General features: G+C 65.9%; 16 protein-coding genes. 2 read left to right on the top strand and 14 right to left on the bottom strand.

The genetic code is table 11. The features are described 5' to 3' along the window. Positions 1–85 precede the first annotated feature (85 nt). The 5 genes from V3314_RS15145 to peaA all read right to left on the bottom strand — a co-directional run bounded on the left by V3314_RS15145 (position 86) and on the right by peaA (position 6,420). Positions 86–1,759: a fatty acid CoA ligase family protein gene (locus tag V3314_RS15145; RefSeq protein WP_338459209.1), complete on the bottom strand. Its 1,674-nt coding sequence runs from the start codon at positions 1,757–1,759 to the stop codon at positions 86–88. A gap of 137 nt (positions 1,760–1,896) precedes the next feature. Beyond that, positions 1,897–3,018, bottom strand: coding sequence for a quinohemoprotein amine dehydrogenase subunit beta (gene peaD, locus V3314_RS15140; protein ID WP_196174047.1), 1,122 nt, complete (start codon positions 3,016–3,018; stop codon positions 1,897–1,899). A gap of 32 nt (positions 3,019–3,050) precedes the next feature. Then, on the bottom strand, positions 3,051–3,374 hold the full coding sequence (qhpC, locus tag V3314_RS15135; protein WP_004375838.1) for a quinohemoprotein amine dehydrogenase subunit gamma: 324 nt from the start codon (positions 3,372–3,374) through the stop codon (positions 3,051–3,053). 1 nt (position 3,375) lies between these two features. Next, positions 3,376–4,806 (bottom strand): quinohemoprotein amine dehydrogenase maturation protein, encoded by a 1,431-nt coding sequence (gene peaB / locus V3314_RS15130; RefSeq protein WP_135002933.1) that lies wholly within the window; start codon positions 4,804–4,806, stop codon positions 3,376–3,378. Positions 4,807–4,854: 48 nt separating this feature from the next. Beyond that, positions 4,855–6,420, bottom strand: a complete 1,566-nt coding sequence (gene peaA, locus V3314_RS15125) for a quinohemoprotein amine dehydrogenase subunit alpha (protein WP_135002932.1) — start codon at positions 6,418–6,420, stop codon at positions 4,855–4,857. Between the two features lie 493 nt (positions 6,421–6,913). On the opposite strand from peaA, the gene V3314_RS15120 reads away from it, so the two are divergent. Continuing rightward, complete coding sequence (locus V3314_RS15120; RefSeq protein WP_338459208.1) at positions 6,914–8,407, top strand: aldehyde dehydrogenase family protein; 1,494 nt, start codon at positions 6,914–6,916, stop codon at positions 8,405–8,407. 153 nt (positions 8,408–8,560) lie between these two features. Continuing rightward, positions 8,561–9,874 (top strand): hypothetical protein, encoded by a 1,314-nt coding sequence (locus V3314_RS15115; protein ID WP_338459207.1) that lies wholly within the window; start codon positions 8,561–8,563, stop codon positions 9,872–9,874. Positions 9,875–10,012: 138 nt separating this feature from the next. Here V3314_RS15115 and V3314_RS15110 read toward each other — a convergent pair whose 3' ends face one another. From V3314_RS15110 to V3314_RS15070, 9 genes are all read right to left on the bottom strand, one after another. After that, positions 10,013–11,305: a tryptophan 7-halogenase gene (locus V3314_RS15110; protein ID WP_338459206.1), complete on the bottom strand. Its 1,293-nt coding sequence runs from the start codon at positions 11,303–11,305 to the stop codon at positions 10,013–10,015. Beyond that, complete coding sequence (locus tag V3314_RS15105) at positions 11,298–11,975, bottom strand: peptidase S8 and S53 subtilisin kexin sedolisin (RefSeq protein WP_196188332.1); 678 nt, start codon at positions 11,973–11,975, stop codon at positions 11,298–11,300. The genes V3314_RS15110 and V3314_RS15105 overlap by 8 nt, the downstream gene beginning before the upstream one ends. After that, positions 11,965–13,698 (bottom strand): ABC transporter ATP-binding protein, encoded by a 1,734-nt coding sequence (locus V3314_RS15100; protein WP_196188333.1) that lies wholly within the window; start codon positions 13,696–13,698, stop codon positions 11,965–11,967. The genes V3314_RS15105 and V3314_RS15100 overlap by 11 nt, the downstream gene beginning before the upstream one ends. Before the next feature lies 1 nt (position 13,699). Beyond that, complete coding sequence (locus tag V3314_RS15095; protein WP_046614341.1) at positions 13,700–15,610, bottom strand: sigma-54-dependent Fis family transcriptional regulator; 1,911 nt, start codon at positions 15,608–15,610, stop codon at positions 13,700–13,702. A gap of 773 nt (positions 15,611–16,383) precedes the next feature. After that, positions 16,384–17,232, bottom strand: coding sequence for a CsgG/HfaB family protein (locus V3314_RS15090; RefSeq protein WP_015270587.1), 849 nt, complete (start codon positions 17,230–17,232; stop codon positions 16,384–16,386). A 33-nt stretch (positions 17,233–17,265) separates the two neighbouring features. Further along, a complete protein-coding gene (locus V3314_RS15085; protein ID WP_196188335.1) occupies positions 17,266–17,679 on the bottom strand; it encodes a curli assembly protein CsgF in 414 nt (137 codons plus the stop codon). Next, a complete protein-coding gene (gene csgE / locus V3314_RS15080) occupies positions 17,676–18,077 on the bottom strand; it encodes a curli production assembly/transport protein CsgE (protein ID WP_046614343.1) in 402 nt (133 codons plus the stop codon). Before csgE ends, V3314_RS15085 begins: the two co-directional genes overlap by 4 nt. Continuing rightward, positions 18,074–18,601: a type II secretion system protein gene (locus V3314_RS15075; RefSeq protein ID WP_038409722.1), complete on the bottom strand. Its 528-nt coding sequence runs from the start codon at positions 18,599–18,601 to the stop codon at positions 18,074–18,076. Before V3314_RS15075 ends, csgE begins: the two co-directional genes overlap by 4 nt. Further along, positions 18,576–18,950 carry a type II secretion system protein gene (locus tag V3314_RS15070; protein ID WP_024087221.1) on the bottom strand — a complete coding sequence of 125 codons (375 nt, stop codon included), beginning with the start codon at positions 18,948–18,950 and terminating at the stop codon, positions 18,576–18,578. Before V3314_RS15070 ends, V3314_RS15075 begins: the two co-directional genes overlap by 26 nt. Positions 18,951–18,952: the final 2 nt, after the last annotated feature.

Genomic DNA, 18,952 nt, shown 5'->3' with positions numbered 1-18,952 from the left:
CCCACAGGTATGTCACAGGTCTGACGGGCAGTGAATTTCCTGTGGGAGCGGGCGTGCCCGCGAAGAGGCCAGTACAAGCGACACATCACCCGGCAGACAGCTCCTCGACACTGATCTCGCGCATGCGGAACTTCTGCACCTTGCCGGTCACCGTCATCGGGAACTCATCGACAAAGCGGAAATACCGCGGCACCTTGAAGTGCGCTATCCGCGCCTTCGCCCAATCGCGCAGTTCCTCCGCACTGGCCGTATGCCCCGGGTGCAGCCGCACCCAGGCAACGATCTCTTCACCGTACTTGCTGCATGGCACGCCAATCACCTGCACATCTGCCACCGCCGGGTGGGTGAAGAAGAACTCTTCCAGTTCACGCGGGTAGATGTTCTCGCCGCCGCGAATGATCATGTCCTTGCTGCGCCCGACAATACGCACATAGCCCTGCTCGTCCATCACCGCCAGGTCGCCGGTATGCATCCAGCCTTCCTCGTCGATGCTTTCGGCCGTGGCCTTGGGGTTGTTCCAGTAGCCCAGCATCACGCTGTAACCCCGGGTGCACAGCTCGCCGACCTCGCCACGCGGCAGGGTGTTGCCATCGGCATCGATCACCTTGTTCTCCAACCGCGGCTGGGTGCGCCCGACGCTGGTCACGCGGCGCTCCAGGTCGTCGCTGGCGCCGGTCTGCAGCGACACCGGGCTGGTTTCGGTCATGCCGTAGGCAATCTGCACCTCGGCCATGTGCATTTCGCCGATAACCCGGCGCATCACCTCGATCGGGCAGGTGGCACCGGCCATGATCCCGGTACGCAGGCTCGACAGGTCGAACTCGCCACGCTGGGGGTGGTCCAGTTCGGCGATGAACATGGTCGGCACACCGTACAACGCAGTGGCCTTTTCTTCCGCCACCGCACGCAGGGTGGCCAGCGGGTCGAAGGCGTCGCTGGGGTAGATCAGGGTGCTGCCGTGGGTCATGCAGCCGAGGTTGGCCATGACCATGCCAAAGCAGTGGTACAGCGGCACCGGCACCACCAGCCGGTCATGCTCGGTCAGGCCCAGGCTTTCACCGACCATGTAGCCGTTGTTGAGGATGTTGCTGTGGCTGAGGGTGGCGCCTTTCGGGAAACCGGTGGTGCCCGAGGTGTACTGGATATTGATCGGGTCGTCGCAGCGCAGCTGTGCCTGGCGCTCGGCAAGGGCTTCGCGGCTGACGGCCGCGGCACGGGCCTGCAGGTCGTGCCAGGCGAGAAAGCCCGGCGGTGGCGCGACGGCCAGGCTGACCACACCGCGCAGCTCGGGGAAGCGTTCGCAGATCAGGGCACCCGGCTGGCCGCCGGCCAGGCCCGGGACCAGGCCCAGCAGCATGGCGTGGTAGTCGGAGGTCTTGAACGCGTCGGCGCAGATCACCCAGCGGCAGCCGGACTGGCCGAGGGCGTAGTCCAGTTCGCTGGAGCGGTAGGCCGGGTTGATGTTGACCAGGATCGCACCTACCTTGGCGCTGGCGAACTGGGTGATGCACCACTCTGCGCAGTTGGGTGCCCAGATGCCAAGGCGGTCACCGGGCTGCACGCCCAAGGCCATCAGCGCACGGGCGTGCCGGTCGACGGCTTCGGCCAGTTGCTGCCAGGTGTAGCGCAGGGCCTGGTGGCGGACGACCAGGGCGTCACGGTCGGGGAAGCGGGCGACGGTGGTATCGAAGGCGTCGCCGATGCACTGGGTAAGCAGGGGTTTGTCCTGGTTGCCCTGGGAGTAGCTTGGCTGGGGCATGGCGGTCTCTTGTTGTTCTTGTATTGTCTGTACCGGCCTCTTCGCGGGCTTGCCCGCTCCCACAGGTACCACACAGGTTTCCAGGCCTGTGCAGCCCCTGTGGGAGCGGGCAAGCCCGCGAAGAAGCCAGCACCGGTTTAACGGATGAACACCTGCGGCGTGGTGGTGGACATGTCCCCACCCGGCAACTTGATGTTCTTCACTTTCTCCAGCGTATCCGGGTTGAACACCGCCAGGTCGTTGAAGGTGCCGCCCAGGTACAACTTGTCGCCCTTCTTGTCGAAGGTCACGCAGTAGTAAGTGTGGTCCAGATTCGCCGCCTTGATCAGCTTGCGCTGTTTGAGGTCGTACTTGGCCAGGCGGTTGAGCACGCCGTAGATCTGGTTCGGGTCTTTTGGCGAACGCAGCCCGGTGAAGTACAGCTCGGTCAGGTCGGCAAATTCCTGGGTGTGGGTCTTGCCGGTCTTCAGGTCGACGCTCAGGTAGCCATACAGCAGATCGGCGGTGGCCGGGTCCTGCTTGTCATCCTTGAACCTGGCAATGGTGTACAGCATCGAGAACTCGTGGCGCGGGCTCTGGTGCGGCCAGAAGTACAGCACGTCCGGGGCGCTGTAGCCTTTGCGGTTCCAGTTGCGCAGCGGCAAGGCCACCGTGTACTTGCCGGTCTTCACGTCCATCTTGTAGATGTCCGGCCCGGCGACGTACAGGCTGCCATCGTCCGCCGCACGCATCAGGTACACCTGGCGCGGCATCGGGAAAGTGCGCACCGGCTTGGCCTCCAGGCCATCGGCGGTGCTGAACACTTCCAGCCGCGGTGGCTTGACCACGTAGTGGTCGTTCAGGCGCTGGGTCGGGTTGACCGTGGCGTACACTTCCTTGCCGTCCGGGCTGATGGCGAACGAGTACATCGACCGGCCCACCTCACCCGGCACACTGGACAGGTTGGCGTGGAAGGTGTTCTTGCAGGTGTCCAGGTCGATGCCGTAGATGTCGCCGTAGTGGTTGTTGAGCACGTAGGCGGTGCGGTTGTCCGGCGCCATCATCGCGGTGCCGGGGCCGAACTTGTCGGGCATCACGCAGCTCTTGTACACCGTGTCACTGGCCACATCGACCACGTGCAGGTTGTTCGGGTAGTTGGTCACGATCATGTATTCGTGACCAGCCTTCAGCGCCGGCCCGGTGTCGGCGGCCTGTACCAGCCCGGCACAGGCCGCGGCGGCGATGGTGAGCGCGAGTGACGCGCAGCGTCCAGCTTTCATGCGGTTTCCCCTTGTCATTCTTGTTGGGCCGGTCACTTGTCTTTCGGGAACACGGTGCCGAGGTTGCGCCAGTCTTCCGCCGAGTTGCTCGCCTGGGCGTTCCAGTCCTGGTAGGTGCTCATCATGTCCGGCACCTGGGCCGGCCACCAGCAAGGGTCGGAACAGCCATACAGGTCGGCCTCCATCGGCTGGCACAGCGAGCTCACGCCACCAAAGGCGTCCACTTCCCAGCCCGGGTCGGTGGTGGCGGTGCAGCCCGCCACTGCGCTCATGGCCATGACTTCTTCGACACGGTCTTCGGCGGCGGCCTGCTCGAGGATGCGCGCCTTGTTGTTCAGGGGCTTCAAGTGCTTCATGTCAGTGCGCCTTCCGCGGGGTGATGTAGCGATCGATGAAGGCCGGGTTGGCGGCCATGATGCGGCTGTAGACCTCGATGCCGAAGTCGACCCAGTCGCGCATCAGTTCGCAATAGTGGTAGGTCGGGTGCTGCGGGTCGCCATAGCGGGCATAGCTTTCGTGGTAGCAGCCGCCGGAGCACAGGTTGCGGATGCGGCAGCTGTCGCAGCCGGTGTTGCTGCGGTCCAGGCGTTGCGACAGGAAGTCGTTGAGCTGCGCCTGCTTCACGCCCTGGTGCACATTGCCGAAGGTCGGCAGGCTGGAGCCGGTGAAGCGGTGGCACAGGTTCAGCTCGCCCTCATGGTCCACGGCCAGCATCTTCAGCCCGGCGCCGCACGGCAGGGCCTTCTTGTGGCCTTCATGGATGTCGGTGATCAGCTGGTGCAGGTTGGAGAAGCCGATATTGCGGTGCTCCAGCGCAGCCTCCAGGTAACGCCGGCCCAGCGCCTTCATGTTGGCGAACACCTGTACCAGCTCTTCGCCGGTGAGGTTGAAGTTGGCCATATCGCCGGAGGTAACCGGGGCAAAGCCGACTTCAGCGAACCCCAGTTCGTTGAACAGGTGGTTCCAGATGGTCTCGACGTCGGTGATGCCACGGGTCAGCGTGACTCGCGCGCCCACCGGGCGGCTGTGGTAGCGCGACAGCAGCATGTCGACCTTGCGCCTTACCACGTCATAGGTGCCCTGCCCGCCCACGGTGATGCGGTTGCGGTCGTGCACGGTCTTGGGGCCATCGATACTGACCGACAGGCCGAACCGGTGGGCATTGAGCCAGTCGACGATCTCTTCGGTGAGCAAGGTGGCATTGGTGGTCATGATGAACTCCACCTGCTTGCCAGCCTCGGCGAAGCGCCGCTCGCAGTAGGCGACCATGTGCTCGATCAACGGCCGGTTGGACAGCGGCTCGCCACCAAAGAACACCACGCTATAGCGCTGCTCGTCGGGCGACTCCTTGAGCAGCATCTCCACCGAAGCCTCGGCGGTGGCAGTACTCATCTTCTTGCCCGCGGACGGTTTGTCCAGGTCTTCCTTGTAGCAGTAGGTGCAGCTGAGGTTGCAGCCGGTGTTGACGTTGAGCACCACAGTGTTCAGCGCCGTGCGCTCGACCTGCCTGAGGGCGATTTCCGGGGTCAGCGGCGAGCCGTCGCTGACCAGCTCCAGCGCGATCAGCTCGCGCAGGGTGTCCTGGATATCGCTGCCGGCAAACTGTTGGCCAAGGCGCTGCATCAGCTCCTCGGCCGAACAGCCTTGCTGGCGCAGGGTGTCGATGATGCCGCCGGTCACCGCGTCGGCGGTGAACAGCGAACTGCTGGGGATATGGAACAGCATGCGGTCGGCGTCGACCTGCACTTCATGCAGGTTGCGTTCGACCAGGTTCAGTAGCGCGCCCATGGCGACCTCCCGATAAACGATCCGTTGGAAAACCGTAAGCCCCTGCCGTTACGGCAGCGGCGGGTTGTTCCAGCGCTGTACGGTGACGATCATGTGCCCTTCACCAGTCTGGCCACCGTCGGCCAGGGTGGCGATGACCTTCAGGTTGCCGGCGTTGTTGGTCATCATCTTGCGCTCCGGGTTGGGGCCGGCACCGCCTGGCACGAACACGCCATCGGCCTGCATCTTCCCGGCAAACTTGACGTCTTCGTCCTCGACCGCACGCTCGTTGAATGGCTCGACCTTCCAGCTGGCCGGCAGGTAGCCGATGCGCAGCGGCTGGCCATTGGCGTCCTTGCCCCAGGCTTCGGCCTCGAAACGGCCCTGCACCTTGGGCACCGAAGCGCCGTTCTCGCCGATGCGGGCGATGGAAAACGCCGGCACCACCTTCACTTCCTCGACCTTGTCGTACACCGCCAGGTTGACACCCTTGAGCGTCCCTACGGCGACTTCGCGCTGGCCAGGCTTGGCATCGGCCGCGGCGCGGGCCTTCAGCCGTACCAGGGTCGGGGTCTGCTCCAGCACCTCGGTCACTTCCACGCCAGCGCCCAGGTCCGGTTTGCCGGCCAGGCCGCTGCCGACCAGGGTGATCTCGCTTTCGCCACCAGCCTTGATGAATGCCGGCTGTACCGCCAGCAGGCGCGCCTTGCCCTCCTTCACCGCGGTGAAGTCCAGGCCACGCTCGTCGTGCTCGGCCTCGAACATGCGGCCCTTCATTTCGCCATCCAGCGCGGCGAACACCTGGCGCAGGTTGGCGTCGCCCACCTTGACGTTGCCACGCCATTCATAGCCGTTGTAGAGGATCGCCGAACCGCTGCCATTGAACGGTGTGCCGTCGGCATACGCACCCTTGACCTCGACCTTGAAGGTGTCACCCTGGTCAGGCGTGACGCTCATCACCCCGCGCACGTCGCCCTTGGCCAGCATGTGGCCGCTGAATGCCCACTGCCCCGGCAGCGCATCGGCCTTGGGCCTGGCTTTCTGCCATTCGGCCCATGCCGCGCTTTCCAGCGGGTAGCGCTTGGCCAGGTCAGGCACCACTTGCTGCAGGGCGATCGGCAGCCAGTCGCGGTCACGCGCCTGGGCCTGGTATTCGAGGGACGGCCACTGGCCGAGATGGAAGTTGACCAGATGCTCCCATTCCTTGGCCGGGCGCCGCTGCAAGGCGACACGGGCACCGGAGTGGCAACGGCCACAGGTTTCGCTGAGCTGGGTGTCGAACTGCTCGACGGTGTTCAGCCGGCGCTCCATGGCATAACGCACCCCATCGGTTTCGCTGGGCGCCAGGCCCTGCTTGTCGGCCAGGTACTTGACCAGGGTGCGGCGGTCGTCGTCGCTGATCTGCAGGCCGTGCATCACCTGCATGCGGGCGATGCTCATCAGCCAGCCTTCCGGCGTCTTGCGCTGGTGACTGATACGGCTGTAGGTGTCGTTGCCTTCGGGGATATGGCACCCCATGCACTTGTTCTGCAACAGGCTCGGGCCCTGCTCGGCCGCCATGGCCTGGGTGCTCAGCAGCGCGGCGGCGACCAGCGCCAGTTTGCCCGCATGCCGCCGGAGTCGAGTCGTCTTCAAGGTCAGACCTCCACGGTTGTTGTTCTTATCGTTTTCGCACGCTTTGGTACAGCAGGTGTGCATGTGACGGTAGTGATACAGGAACTGTGCCAGGTGCTGTAAAAGTGTTTTCTTTCAACCTTTTAACCGGTTTTCCGGCCTTGGCCAGCAGCAGGTATGGCCAATTGCAGCGTGCCATTTCGCGACAGGGTGTTTCATCCTGAGACAAGGCCTGCTGCGCAGGCCAATCGCCGGCAAGCCAGCTCCCACAGGTTAATCACTGCCTTGAAGGCCTGTGCTGTACCTGTGGGAGCTGGCTTGCCGACGATTGGCCCTTGATGCCACTGTTTCACCACCGTCTCACACCGTCTCAATGTGCAACAGCGCAACCCTGCAATCCCAACCTTGCCCCAGGACAAAAACCAACCTGCTCAACGGCTTGCGGCCATCTGCCGACCTTGGCACGCCCATTGCGCCTGTGCCCGTCACATCCAATGACAAGAGGCACCGTCCCATGCTTTCTGAACTGCCCATCCTGCCCGCCACCCGCGCCTTTCTCGAACGCAAGCTGAAGATGCGCATCGGCGCCGACTGGCAGGACGCCGCCAGCGGTCGCACCCTGTCGTTCCGCAACCCGGCCACTGGCGAGGTACTGGGTGAAGTGCCCGCCGCCGAGGCCGAAGATGTCGACCGCGCCGTGCGCGCCGCGCGCCAGGCCTTCGATGATTCGCCGTGGAGCCGCCTGCGCCCGCGCGAACGGCAGAACCTGCTGTGGCGCCTGGCCGACCTGATGGAACGCGACGCCCGCCAGCTGGCCGAACTGGAATGCCTGAACAATGGCAAGAGCGCCGCCGTGGCCCAGGTGATGGACGTGCAACTGGCCATCGACTTCCTGCGCTACATGGCCGGCTGGTCTACCAAGATCGAGGGTAGCACCGTCGAAGCCTCGATGCCGTTGATGCCCAACGACCAGTTCCATGGTTTCGTGCGACGCGAGGCAGTGGGCGTGGTCGGCGCCATCGTCGCCTGGAACTTCCCGTTGCTGCTGGCTTGCTGGAAGCTCGGCCCGGCCCTGGCTACCGGTTGCACCGTAGTGCTCAAGCCCGCCGACGAAACCCCGCTGAGCGTGCTCAAGCTGGCTGAGCTGGTGGACGAAGCCGGCTATCCGGCTGGCGTGTTCAACGTGGTCACCGGCACCGGCTTGAACGCCGGCGCCGCACTCAGCCGCCACCCCGGCGTGGACAAGCTGACCTTTACCGGCTCCACCGAGGTCGGCAAGCTGATCGGCAAGGCGGCCATGGACAACATGACCCGCGTCACCCTGGAACTCGGCGGCAAGTCGCCGACCATCGTCATGCCCGACGCCAACCTTCAGGAAGCCGCTGCCGGCGCCGCCACGGCGATCTTCTTCAACCAGGGCCAGGTATGCTGCGCCGGGTCCCGCCTGTACGTGCACCGCAAGCACTTCGACAACGTGGTGGCCGACATCGCCGGCATCGCCAACGGCATGAAGCTGGGCAGCGGCCTTGACCCGGCGGTGCAGATGGGCCCGCTGATTTCGGCCAAGCAGCAGGACCGCGTCACCGGCTACATCGAGCTTGGCCGCGAGCTGGGTGCGACCATTGCCTGCGGCGGCGAAGGCTTCGGGCCGGGTTACTTCGTCAAGCCGACGGTGATCGTCGATGTCGACCAGCGCCACCGCCTGGTGCAGGAAGAGATCTTCGGGCCGGTGCTGGTGGCGATGCCGTTCGATGACATCGACGAAGTGATCGGCATGGCCAACGACAACCCCTACGGCCTGGGTGCGAGCATCTGGTCCAACGACCTGGCCGCCGTGCACCGGATGATCCCGCGCATCAAGTCAGGGTCGGTGTGGGTCAACTGCCACAGCGCCCTCGACCCTGCCTTGCCGTTTGGCGGCTACAAGATGTCCGGGGTCGGCCGTGAGATGGGGGCCGCTGCCATCGAGCACTACACCGAGCTGAAGTCGGTGTTGATCAAGCTCTGATCTTCAGCCAGTACCGGCCCTTTCGCGGGTAAACCCGCTCCCACAGGATCACCACAGGCCTGAATACTGTGGGGTCCTTGTAGGAGCAGCCTTGTGCTGCGAAGACGCCGGCACAGGCAACCCGAAAACAACAACAAAAACATGGAGCACACCATGAGGCACAAACTCGCCTGCACATTGGCCCTGCTGTTCGCCGCCCAAGTCACCCAGGCCTACGAGCTGTACAACCACGACGGCACCACCCTCAACGCCGACCTCGAAGCCCTGTTCGGCGCCTTCCACAGCGACGAAAGCTTCAACCTGGCCGGCAACCGCAAGCCCGGCAGCACCGCCTGGCAGGAAGGCTACGTCAAGTATGGCCTCAGCGGCAGCCAGGCCCTGGCCGACAGCGGCGCGCTCTACGGCGCCTTCAACCTGCTCAGCTCCGCCACCTGGGGCGATGGCGATGCCGCCGGCCTTACCCTGGGCGACGAGCGCCGCACCGCCATCGAAGACCTGTACCTGGGCTGGCGCTCGGCCAACCTGTTCCCGGCCCTGGGGGAGGACGGCGTGGATATTTCCGGCGGCCGCCAAGTGGTGACCCTGGGCGACGGTTTCCTGATCCAGGGCGATCCGGTGAACCTGGGCAAGGTCGACCTGGGCGCCAACTTCGACCGCGGCGGTGCCTACTACCTGGCCGCACGCAAGGCCTTCGACCGCACCGCCGTGCTGCGCCTGGGCGGCAAGCAAGGCTGGCGCAGCGACCTGATGTGGCTGAAGTCCGACAACCACTACCAGGCCGACACATCGCTGGCGGTGGCCAACCTGGAACACGTCGCCGACGCCGGCACCGTGGGCCTGAGCTGGATCCGCGGCCTCGACGTGGACCAGCGCTACGCGCAGATCATGGGCCTGGAACACCGTGACGGCATGGACACCGCCAGCCTGCGCGGGCGTGGCAACCTGGGGGTGAAAGACCTGGAGCTGGCCGCCGAGTACGTGACCCAGGACAAAACCGGCGGGCGGGAGAACGCCTGGTACCTGGAAGGCAACTGGACCTTCTCCGAACTGCCCTGGTCACCCACCGCCACCTACCGCTACAGCCGCTTTTCCGAAGACTTCGACCCATTGTTCTATGGCTTGAGCCGTGGCTATGGCACCTGGTTCCAGGGTGAGGTGGCAGCCAACTATGCCGGGCCGTTCAACAGCAACAGCCAGGTACATCACGTGGCGTTGAAGGGCAAACCACGGGCCAACCTGACCGTCGGGGCGCTGTACTTCGACTTCGATACGCTGGACACCGACCAGGGCAACCTGGGCGGGCGGGAGCTGGACCTGTATGTGGAATGGATGGTCAACGACCACCTGCTGATCAGCCCGCTGGTAGGGTTCTACAAGCCGGAGCGCAGCGCGGCCAATGGCGGAACGCAGCTGGGCGTGCGGGATACCGGGACCTACATGCAGTTGATCGTCGGGACTTTCTTCTGATTCGAGATCCCGGGGCTGCTGCGCAGCCCATCGCGACACAAGGCCGCTCCCACAGGTACAGCGCTGCCCTCAAGGTTTGCGTGAACCTGTGGGAGCGGCCTTGTGTCGCGAAAGGGCCGCAAAGCGGCCCCTGCAATCTCAAGCCAGACCCTGCTCCAACAACCACCGCCGCACCATCACCTGCTGCTCCCCTGGCAGGCCTGACAACACTGCCTCGATAGGTCGGCCGCTACGCAGTCCCCGCACCACCGGCGCCAGCTCCACCCCCTGCAAATGCCACACCCCCAACGGCTGATCCGCCGTCACCACCACTTCCGCCTCATCCACCAGCCCGTCACGCAACACCGGCCGCCGCTCGACCCTCACCGCACGCCAGTCCGCCGCCACGTGCAATGCCTGCATGTCCGGCCACCCCTGCCGCCGTGCCCAGAACGGCTGCCCCACGCGCCCCTGCTCTTGGCCATAGAAATCCCGCCCGATCCGGGCAAAGCGCAAAAACAGCTGTTCGATCCGCTGCTGGTGAAACTGCCGCGCCAACCCTGCCCGCTCGGGCCTGCGCAGCAAGGTATTGATCACCACCGGCGCCTGCAGCGCCGAAGACAGCGACTGGAAGATCCCGTTGCCCGACAGTGGGTCAACGGCCATCGCGGCATCGCCCACGCGTATCCAGTCCTGCCCGACGCACTCACCAGCCAGGATCGCGGTACTGCTGCGAGCATGCACCTCTGCCGACGCCAATGCCCTGGCATCGAACAGCTCGGCCACCAGCGCGCTGTCGGCTCGCCGCGCCGCGCAGTAATCCGCCAACCCGGCCTTGCCCGGCAGCCCCGCGGCGTCCAGGGTGACTTGCCAGTAGCAGCGGCCGTCTTCCAGGCGCGCCATCCACGCCCAGCCATCCGCCAGGCTCTCCACCGCCGATGCGGGCGCCCCGGGGGCGGCCTGCCAGACATTCAGCAAGCTGACCGTCTCCGGCCCACGCAGGCGATCGGCAGCCAGCGGGGCCTGGCGGCCTCGGGCTTCGACCAGGAAATCGGCCTGCAGTACCTGCCCGTCGTCCAGGCGGATACCATGACCGACGTCGCGAACCACCTCGCGCACCCGCCCCTCGACCACGCTCACACCCGCACGCTGAAGGTCGTCACGCAGCGCCCGGTCAAACCTTTGCCGATCCAGCAGAAATTCCTGGTTCAGGTGCAGCTGCTGGCCATTCCAGTGCACTTGCCGAGTCGCCGGCATCGCCGCCTGGCGCAACGCCCCGCCAAGGCCGGCGTGGCGCAGCCCCTCCAGCACCCGCTGCGAAACCCCTTCGACCGCCGCAAACCGGCGCCATTCGGACACCACCGCCACCGCATAGCCCAGCCGCCGCAGGCCAATGGCCGTGGCCGCACCCGCAGGGCCTGCCCCCAGCACCACAATGCGTGGCTCAGCCATGGCCGGCACCTCGTCGCTCAGGGCCGGCAAACGCCGCGTGGTGGCGCAACCAGTCATGAACCTGCGGGAGGTCCATGCCCGGCCGATCACGCAGCAACGCAGCCACCCTGCCACTCAGGGCCGCACAGCCCAGGCTCGCGCCCGCCCTGCCGCCCACGCCCACATAACCGCCAAAGTCCGCCTGCCGGGTACCCAGCCAGGACCACTGGCCCGGCGCACAGCGGGCATCGCCGGTAACCCGGATCACCCCGGGGTAGCTGGCCGGATACACCGGCCCGCCCTGGGCCGGGCTGGAGGCGCACAACAGCACACCCGCGGCCAAAGCCTCGGCGCAGGCCTGGTGCAGCACAGGCCGGTCCTGCTGCAGGCCAAGGCTGAGGTTGACCAGCGTAGCCCCCGCCTCCACCAGCCACAGCAGCGCGGCCGCCACCTGCAGGGCACTGGTGCTGGCCTGGGCGTCGAAAACCTGGGCCAGCAGCACGGGTACCGGCCCTGCCTCCCGCTGCAAGCCGGCGAGCACGGCGCTACCGTGCCCAAGCTGGTCGGGCAGCAGGTCACCTTCGCGCAACCGGCCGTCCTCCAGCCAGAAGCGGCGCGCGCCCAGCAAGGCACTGGCCTGCTCCGGCGAGCAACCACTGTCGATGACGCCAACGCGCAAGTCAGTGCCCATGCTTGATCACCTCCTCGGGCAACACCTGCACCTGGCCATCGTGCAGCTGCAGGTGCAGGTCGGCATCGGCCAGGGTCGAAGCACGATGGCTGATCAGGATGCGCGTGCGGCCGGCGAACAGCTGGTCGATGGCCGCGATCACCTCGCGCTCGGTGGCTTCGTCCACCGCCGATGTAGCCTCGTCCAGCACCAGGATCGCCGGCGCCTGCAACACCGCGCGGGCGATGGCAATGCGTTGTTTCTGCCCGCCCGACAACTGCTGGCCACGCTCACCCAGCAGGCCGTCCAGGCCCAGCGGCAGGCTGTCGACCAGGCTGTCCAGCCGCGCCAGGCGCACTACCCGTTCCAGTTCCTCACGGCTTGCCTCGGGCACGCCGTAGGCCAGGTTTTGTGCCAGGGTGCCGCGGAACAGCACGATATCCTGGCTGACCACCGCAATGCGCCGACGCAGGGCGGCCAGGTCCAGCTCGCGCAAGTCGGTGCCATCCAGCAGGATGCGCCCGGCGTCCGGGTCATAGAAGCGCTGCAGCAGGTCGATCAGGGTCGACTTGCCCACCCCCGAAGCACCGCTGATGGCCACCTTCAGGCCACCCGGCACGCACACCTGCACGTTGTTCAGGACCGCGCCCTGGCGCCCTTCATGGGCAAAGCTCACCCCTTCCAGACGCAATTCGCCCGGGCCATCGGGCAGGGGCTGAGGGTTGGCTGCCGGACGCACGGCGACGGCCTCCTGCTTCAGTTCCATCACCCGCCCCAGGCTTACCGCCATGCGCTGCACCGCCACGTACAGGCCCAGCAGGCTCTGCACCGGCCCTACCGCCATGCCCATGTAGGTGGAAAAGGCGATCAGCGCCCCTAGTTGCCAGGTGCCCTGGATCACCCACCAGCCGCCAACCAGAAACGCGCAGGCGCGGCACCATGAGGTCAGCGTGCCGGGAATGGCCTGGGTGAAGAACTCGGTCACCTGCACCTTCAGCAACTGGCGCATGTAGCCCTGGCCCAGCTGGTCCAGGCGCCCCGCCTCGCGGCCCTGCTGGCCGGCGGCCTGGATGAACTTCATCGCCGGCAGGGTTTCGACCAGGAACGACGACACATCCGCCGAGCGTTCGCGCAGGTTGCGTACTTCGCGCTCCACCTTGCGCCGCATCCAGCGCAGCCACAGCACTTCGATCGGCACCAGCAGCGCCAGCAGCAGCGACAGTTGCCACGACAGCATCAGCATCAGCACCACCGCGCCCACCAGGCCGATCACCGCCGACACCGCCGAAAACAGCGAATCCACGGCAAAGCGCTGGATTTCCGCCACATCGCCATCCAGCCGCGAAAGGATGTCGCCAATGCGCCGCCGCCCATAGAACGTCGGCGACAGCTGCTGCAGGTGGCGGTAAAGGTCATCGCGCAGGGCAAACAGGATGCGCCCCGACAAGCGCGTGTGCAGGTAGCGGTTTACCCCGGCCAGCACGGTACCCAGCAGGCCCGCGCCGATCATGATCGCGGCCATGTGCCAGAGGGTCTGGTAGTCCTTGGCCAGCAGCCCCTCGTCGATCAGCGTCTTGACCAGCCAGGGTTGCGCCAGCGCCAGCAACGAGGCGCCCAGCGACAAGCCGAGCAACAGGCCGATGGCGCGTCGATGGGGGCGCACGAAACCATACAGCCAGGCCAACGCCTGGCGCATGAGCACAGGGTCGCTGGATTCCACCAGCCGGGCGAACAGGCCGCCCACGTCAGCCGCGCAACTGCTTGAGCTTGCGGTACAGCGTCGCCCGGCTGATACCCAGCGCCTCGGCCGCCGCGGACACGTTGCCCTGATGACGCGCCAAGGCACCACGGATCAACTCCAGCTCGTTGTCCTTGAGGCTGCCGGAAGGTGCCGTGCCACTGGCCAGTTCGTCCAGCAGGCAGTCGGTGAGGTGGTCGAGGGTCAGCACCTGCTCGCCGTCCTCGCGCATGGCCAGCGCGGTGCGCACGACCATTTCCAGCTGACGGATGTTGCCCGGCCAGTCGAAGCCTTCGAGCAGCGCGGTCAGGGCAGGGTCCAGCGTCACGCCCCGGGCATCTGACTTGTCCAGCAGCCCCTGGATTATCGCCGCCAGGTCATCACGCTCGCGCAGTGCCGGCAGGCGCAGCGACACGCCGTTGACCCGGTAGTAAAGGTCTTCGCGGAAGTGCTGCTCCTGCACCAGGCGCTTGAGGTCGCGGTGGGTGGCACAGATCAATGCCACGTCGATTTCCTGCTCGTCGCCCGCCCCCAGCGGGGCCACTCGCCGTTCCTGCAGTACCCGCAACAAGCGCGCCTGCAGTGCTAGCGGCATGTCGCCGATTTCGTCGAGGAACAGCGTGCCGCCATGGGCCTGCATCAGCCGGCCGACCATGCCGCCCCGGCGCGAACCGGTGAACGCGCCTTCACGGTAGCCGAACAGTTCGGACTCGATCAGCCCTTCGGGGATGGCCGCGCAGTTGACGGCCACGAACGGTTTGTCGGCACGCGGGCTGGCCTGATGCAGAGCCCGGGCGACGACCTCCTTGCCGGTACCGGTCTCGCCCAGCAACAGCACCGGCAGGCCATTGCCCAGTCCCTGGCGGGCCATGCGCAGGTTGCGCGCCAGGCGCGGGTCGCCACCGGCCAGGGCGTCGAGGGCTGGCGACTGCTTGCCCGGCGCCGGCTTGCTCACCGGCGTGCTGCCGTTGACCCGGCCATGGCGCGGCAGCTGCAGGGCGCGGAAGTAGAACTCGCCCTTGGCCGTTTGCACGCTGCTAACCCCGCCCTGCCACAGGCGGGCGATGAAGGCCGGTGACCGTTCACCCAGCAGGTCGCTGCTGCGCCGGCCCAACAGCTCATGGCGCGGCACCTGCAACAGCTGGCAGGCACTGTCGTTGGCAGCCAGCACCTCGCCGTCCAGGCTCAGCGCCAGCAGGCCATGCCAGGCACTGTTGAGGTATTGCGGGCGGCTATGGAAGGCCAGCACCAATTGCTCTGGGTGGCACAGGCCGAACATGCGGCTTTCGATGTTGCCGGCCGCCAGCATCAGCGTCGACAGGCTGTCCTGTGGTTGCGCCATCACCCCTTCACGGGTGATGTCGAGCACGCCGATCACCTCGCCGCGCGGGTCGCGCAGGGGTACCGAGGTGCAGGAGAACGGGCTAAGGCGGTCGAGGTAATGTTCGCCGCAGTTGATCAAGGTCGGCCGGCCTTCTACCACTGCCGTGCCGATGGCGTTGGTGCCGCGCAATGACTCGCTCCAGCAACTGCCCGGGTGCAGGTCACGCAGGCCCTCGCGTTGCAGCACGTGCTTCTGCCCTTCTATGGCCAGCACGTTGGCCTGGGCGTCGCCGAGGATGACGATGCCGGCCTTGCCCTGGCGCGCGACCAGGTAGTCCAGTTCGGGGGTAACGGCGTCGACCAGCAGGCGATTGCGCTCCAGCAGCATGCGCAGGTCGTGGCCCTGCTCCAGGCCCAGGCCGACCTGCTCGCCCTGCAGGCAATCCAGGCCATGGCCCAGACTGCGGCGCCAGGAGGCATCGATCTCGTCGCGCAGCATGCCCAGTGGCAGCTCGCCTTCGCTGGCCAGCCTGAGGCGGGCCTGGCGGGATTCGTGCAGCGGGTCGTGGGCGTTTGTTATTAGTTGTCGCGCCATTTTCTACTCCGGCTGTGCCCCGCCAAGGTGGCGGGGAACGGGCTTGGGAATTTTCCGCAGTTTGCGGGAGAAATCCCTGGCCGTCATCAGGCTGCGGTAGAAGGTGGCATATGGTGACGTTTACGTAAAGGGACACGCAGGAGCGCCGCCTTGCTCAAGATCTGGAAGCTTGCGCAATATTTGTGGGAGCGGGTCCACCCGCGAAGAGGCCCACGAGGTCAATCACAGCTGCCGCTTGATTTCAACAAAGCCCAGGTACCCGCCAGACACCCGGCACCGCCCCATTCGCGGGTAAACCCGCTCCCACAGGGCCGGCGTCGCACTTGAGATCACGCGGTACTTGTGGGAGCGGGCAAGCCCGCGAACACCGGCAAAGCCGGTGCCATCCACCGCGTCGTCTGCTTCGCGGGCGGGCCCGCTCCCACAGGTACTGCGCTGGCTTTGAGTTGGCGCTGAACCTGTGGGAGCGGGTTCACCCGCGAAGAGGCCCTCAAGCTCAATCACGACTGCCGCTTGATTTCAACAAAGCCCAGGTGCCCGCCAGACACCCGGCACCGGCCCATTTGCGGGTAAACCCCACAGGGATGGCGTCGCACTTGAGATCACGCGGTCCCTGTGGGAGCGGGCATGCCCGCGAACACCGGCAAAGCCGGTGCCATCCACCGCGTAGCCTGCTTCGCGGGCGCGCCCGCTCCCACAGGGACAGCGCGGGCTTGGAGTTGAAGCTGTACCTGTGGGAGCGGGTTCACCCGCGCAGAGGCCCTCGTAGCCAATCACGGCTGCTGATTCTGGCTCAGGTACTTGTCCACCGTAGCCTGCCCTTCCCCCGCATCCCCCGCCACCTGCCACAGCCGCCGTTCAATCCCCTGCGCCAGCAGATGCCCCACCGCCGCCTCGATCGCCGACAGCACGCACAGCTGCGCCGGTTCGTTGGTGGTGTACCCCACCTCGGCCTCGAGCAGCTTCTTGAACTCGATGAACTTGAACACCCCGGCGCTGCGGCCGACCGAATAGATGGTCTTGCTGGTCATCACATTGGCCAGCACCTGCCCGGTGCGCACGTCCACCGCACGCAGGTTAACGGTCACCTGGTCGACGCGGTACTCGCGGGAGATGTCTATACCCAGGTAACGAGCACCCTCGCCGCCGCTGCGCACGTTGGTGTCGTAGGCGATGATACCGCCCTCCAGCATCAGGTTGGCGGCCTGCAGCGGAGGCAGCTCGCCCATGATGTTTTCCGGTACATCAGGCTTTTTCTGCGAAGCACGGATGATCTTGCGCTCGGTCAACAGGTTCTGCAGGCCTTCACGCTCCAGTACCACGAACCAGCCGCTGGCGTTCAGGGCGTCCATCAGCATGCTTGCCGCGCCCTGGGTGACGCTGGTGGAGAACGAGCTGGCCGGGGTCGGCTTGTACTGCCCGGTCTGGTCGCGGAAGCCGTACACCACCGCCATCAACCGGCCCTTGGGCCGTGGCATGTTGATCAGGTCGTAGTAGGTCGAGGCCCGGGGGGTCAGGGTCGGGGTTTCCGAGTCCTGTTCGGCGGGCATCGGTTCGCGCAGGCCACAACCGTGCAGGCCCAGGGCCGTGAGAATCAGCAGTGTGCTCAGCAGACGTTTCATGGTGTTCTCTCCCCAACAAATAGCCTTGCACCCTCAAGGGTTCAGGCCGCTGACCTCAATGATCGAGATTTCTCCTGTGGCGCGATCGGTGACCTTGATACTCAAGGCCCCGGAATCGTCGATGACGTCGATGAGAAACGCATCGGTCGCCATGCTGCCGGTGTTGCCGTTACTGATGTTGTCCAGCAACTGCGACAACATCCGCGACTCCAGCTGGTTGCTGAAGCGCTCCAGGGCCGTGGTGCCGGCAAAGGCCGAGGAGCGGTCCTGGAGGTCGGGGTCGTCGTGGTCGTTCTGCGCCTGGGCGTTGTTCAGCAACCAGGTGCCATTGAGCGGGTTGCCGCCAAAGGCCGGATTGACCGGGGTGTACACCAGCTCGGTGGCCTGGACGGCACATGCGCTGGCAAACAGGCAGGCGGCGATGCAACGGGGTATGTGGTACTTCATAGCTCGTCCCTCTCCAGATCGGTGGTGTCCTGCAGCAGGCGTTGCAACTTGCGTTGGATGATTTGCTGCTTGACCAGGTCGGCTGCTGCAACGGCCTCGTCCTTGAGCTCGGTGGTGTTCGGTGGCAGAAAGCGGCGGTACACCACCTCACGCTCGAATTCCACGGTGACCAGGCTGCCCCAGCGGGCATCCGGGCGTTCGCGCACCACCAGGTTGAAATCCAGCCGGCTGGTGGCGCGCAGGCGGTCTGCGAAGTAGTAGTAAAAGTCGTGGCCGATGTGCGAGATGGTGTTGTCGACGATGAAACCTTGCATCTCGTCCTCGTCCCCTGCCCTGGCCGAGGTGGCCAGCACTGCCACCAGCAGCAGGCCCAGATACAGCGCGGCCAGGCGGCTCATGGCGTGTCTCCCGGGCCGGCATGGGTCTGCACGCCACCGGCACTTTCGGCAAAGGCCTGCTCGGCGACGAACTGCCAGTCGCTGTAGTGCTCCAGCCCGTCGAAACCGCTCCATTCGGCGCTGAAGCCACTGCGCTTGAACGGGGTGGCGTCCGAGCGGCTGTGCACGCCGGTGATGCGGCCATCGATCGAGCGCAGCAGGCCCCAATCGTCACTGTTGGTGATGGGGTCGGGGTACAGCCGGCGAATGTGCCGCCTGGCCTGCGGGAAGCGATTGTCCTGCAGCAGGTCGGCCAGTTCCTGGGGATACTGGGCCAGCCCCGGCGAGGCGCGGTAGTAGCTGCGCAGGGCCTGGGCATATTGGCTGCCCACCCACAACAGTTGGCGTTCGCGGTCACGCTGGGCAGCACTGGCCCAGAGCGTGCCGGTGGCGGCCAGGGCCACGCTGCTGACCGCAATCAGCAGCAACACGCCCAGGTAGGTGAAGCCGGCGTCGGCCTTACCATTCCGCGAACAGGCTGCCATCGCGCGCCCTCCCTGTGGCACCGCTCTTGATATCGGCCACGCCGCCGGCCACGCCTTCGGGCGGTGGCACCAGCTGCCAGGCATCGCTGCGCTCGGTGATCGGGTCTATCGGGGTGTTGCGCAGGTAACGCTGCTCCACCAGTTGCTCCAGTGAGTCCGGGTAGTGGCCGGTGTCGCCGTAGTAGTGGTCCAGCGCCTCGCGCAGCACCGCCAGGCTCTGGCGCAGGGTGGCTTCGCGGGAGCTTTCCAGGCTGTTGAAGTAGCGCGGCATGGCGATGGTCATCAGCGTGGCGATGATCGCCAGCACTACCAGCAGTTCGATCAGGGTGAAGCCTTTGCTGCGTTTCATGG

The organism is Pseudomonas sp. TE3-3-F2023, from assembly GCF_036784815.1.
GTDB classification, from domain to species: domain Bacteria; phylum Pseudomonadota; class Gammaproteobacteria; order Pseudomonadales; family Pseudomonadaceae; genus Aquipseudomonas; species Aquipseudomonas pudica.
The sequence above is the reverse complement of the archived record's forward strand: the minus strand, read 5'-3'. Positions and strand labels throughout refer to the sequence as shown.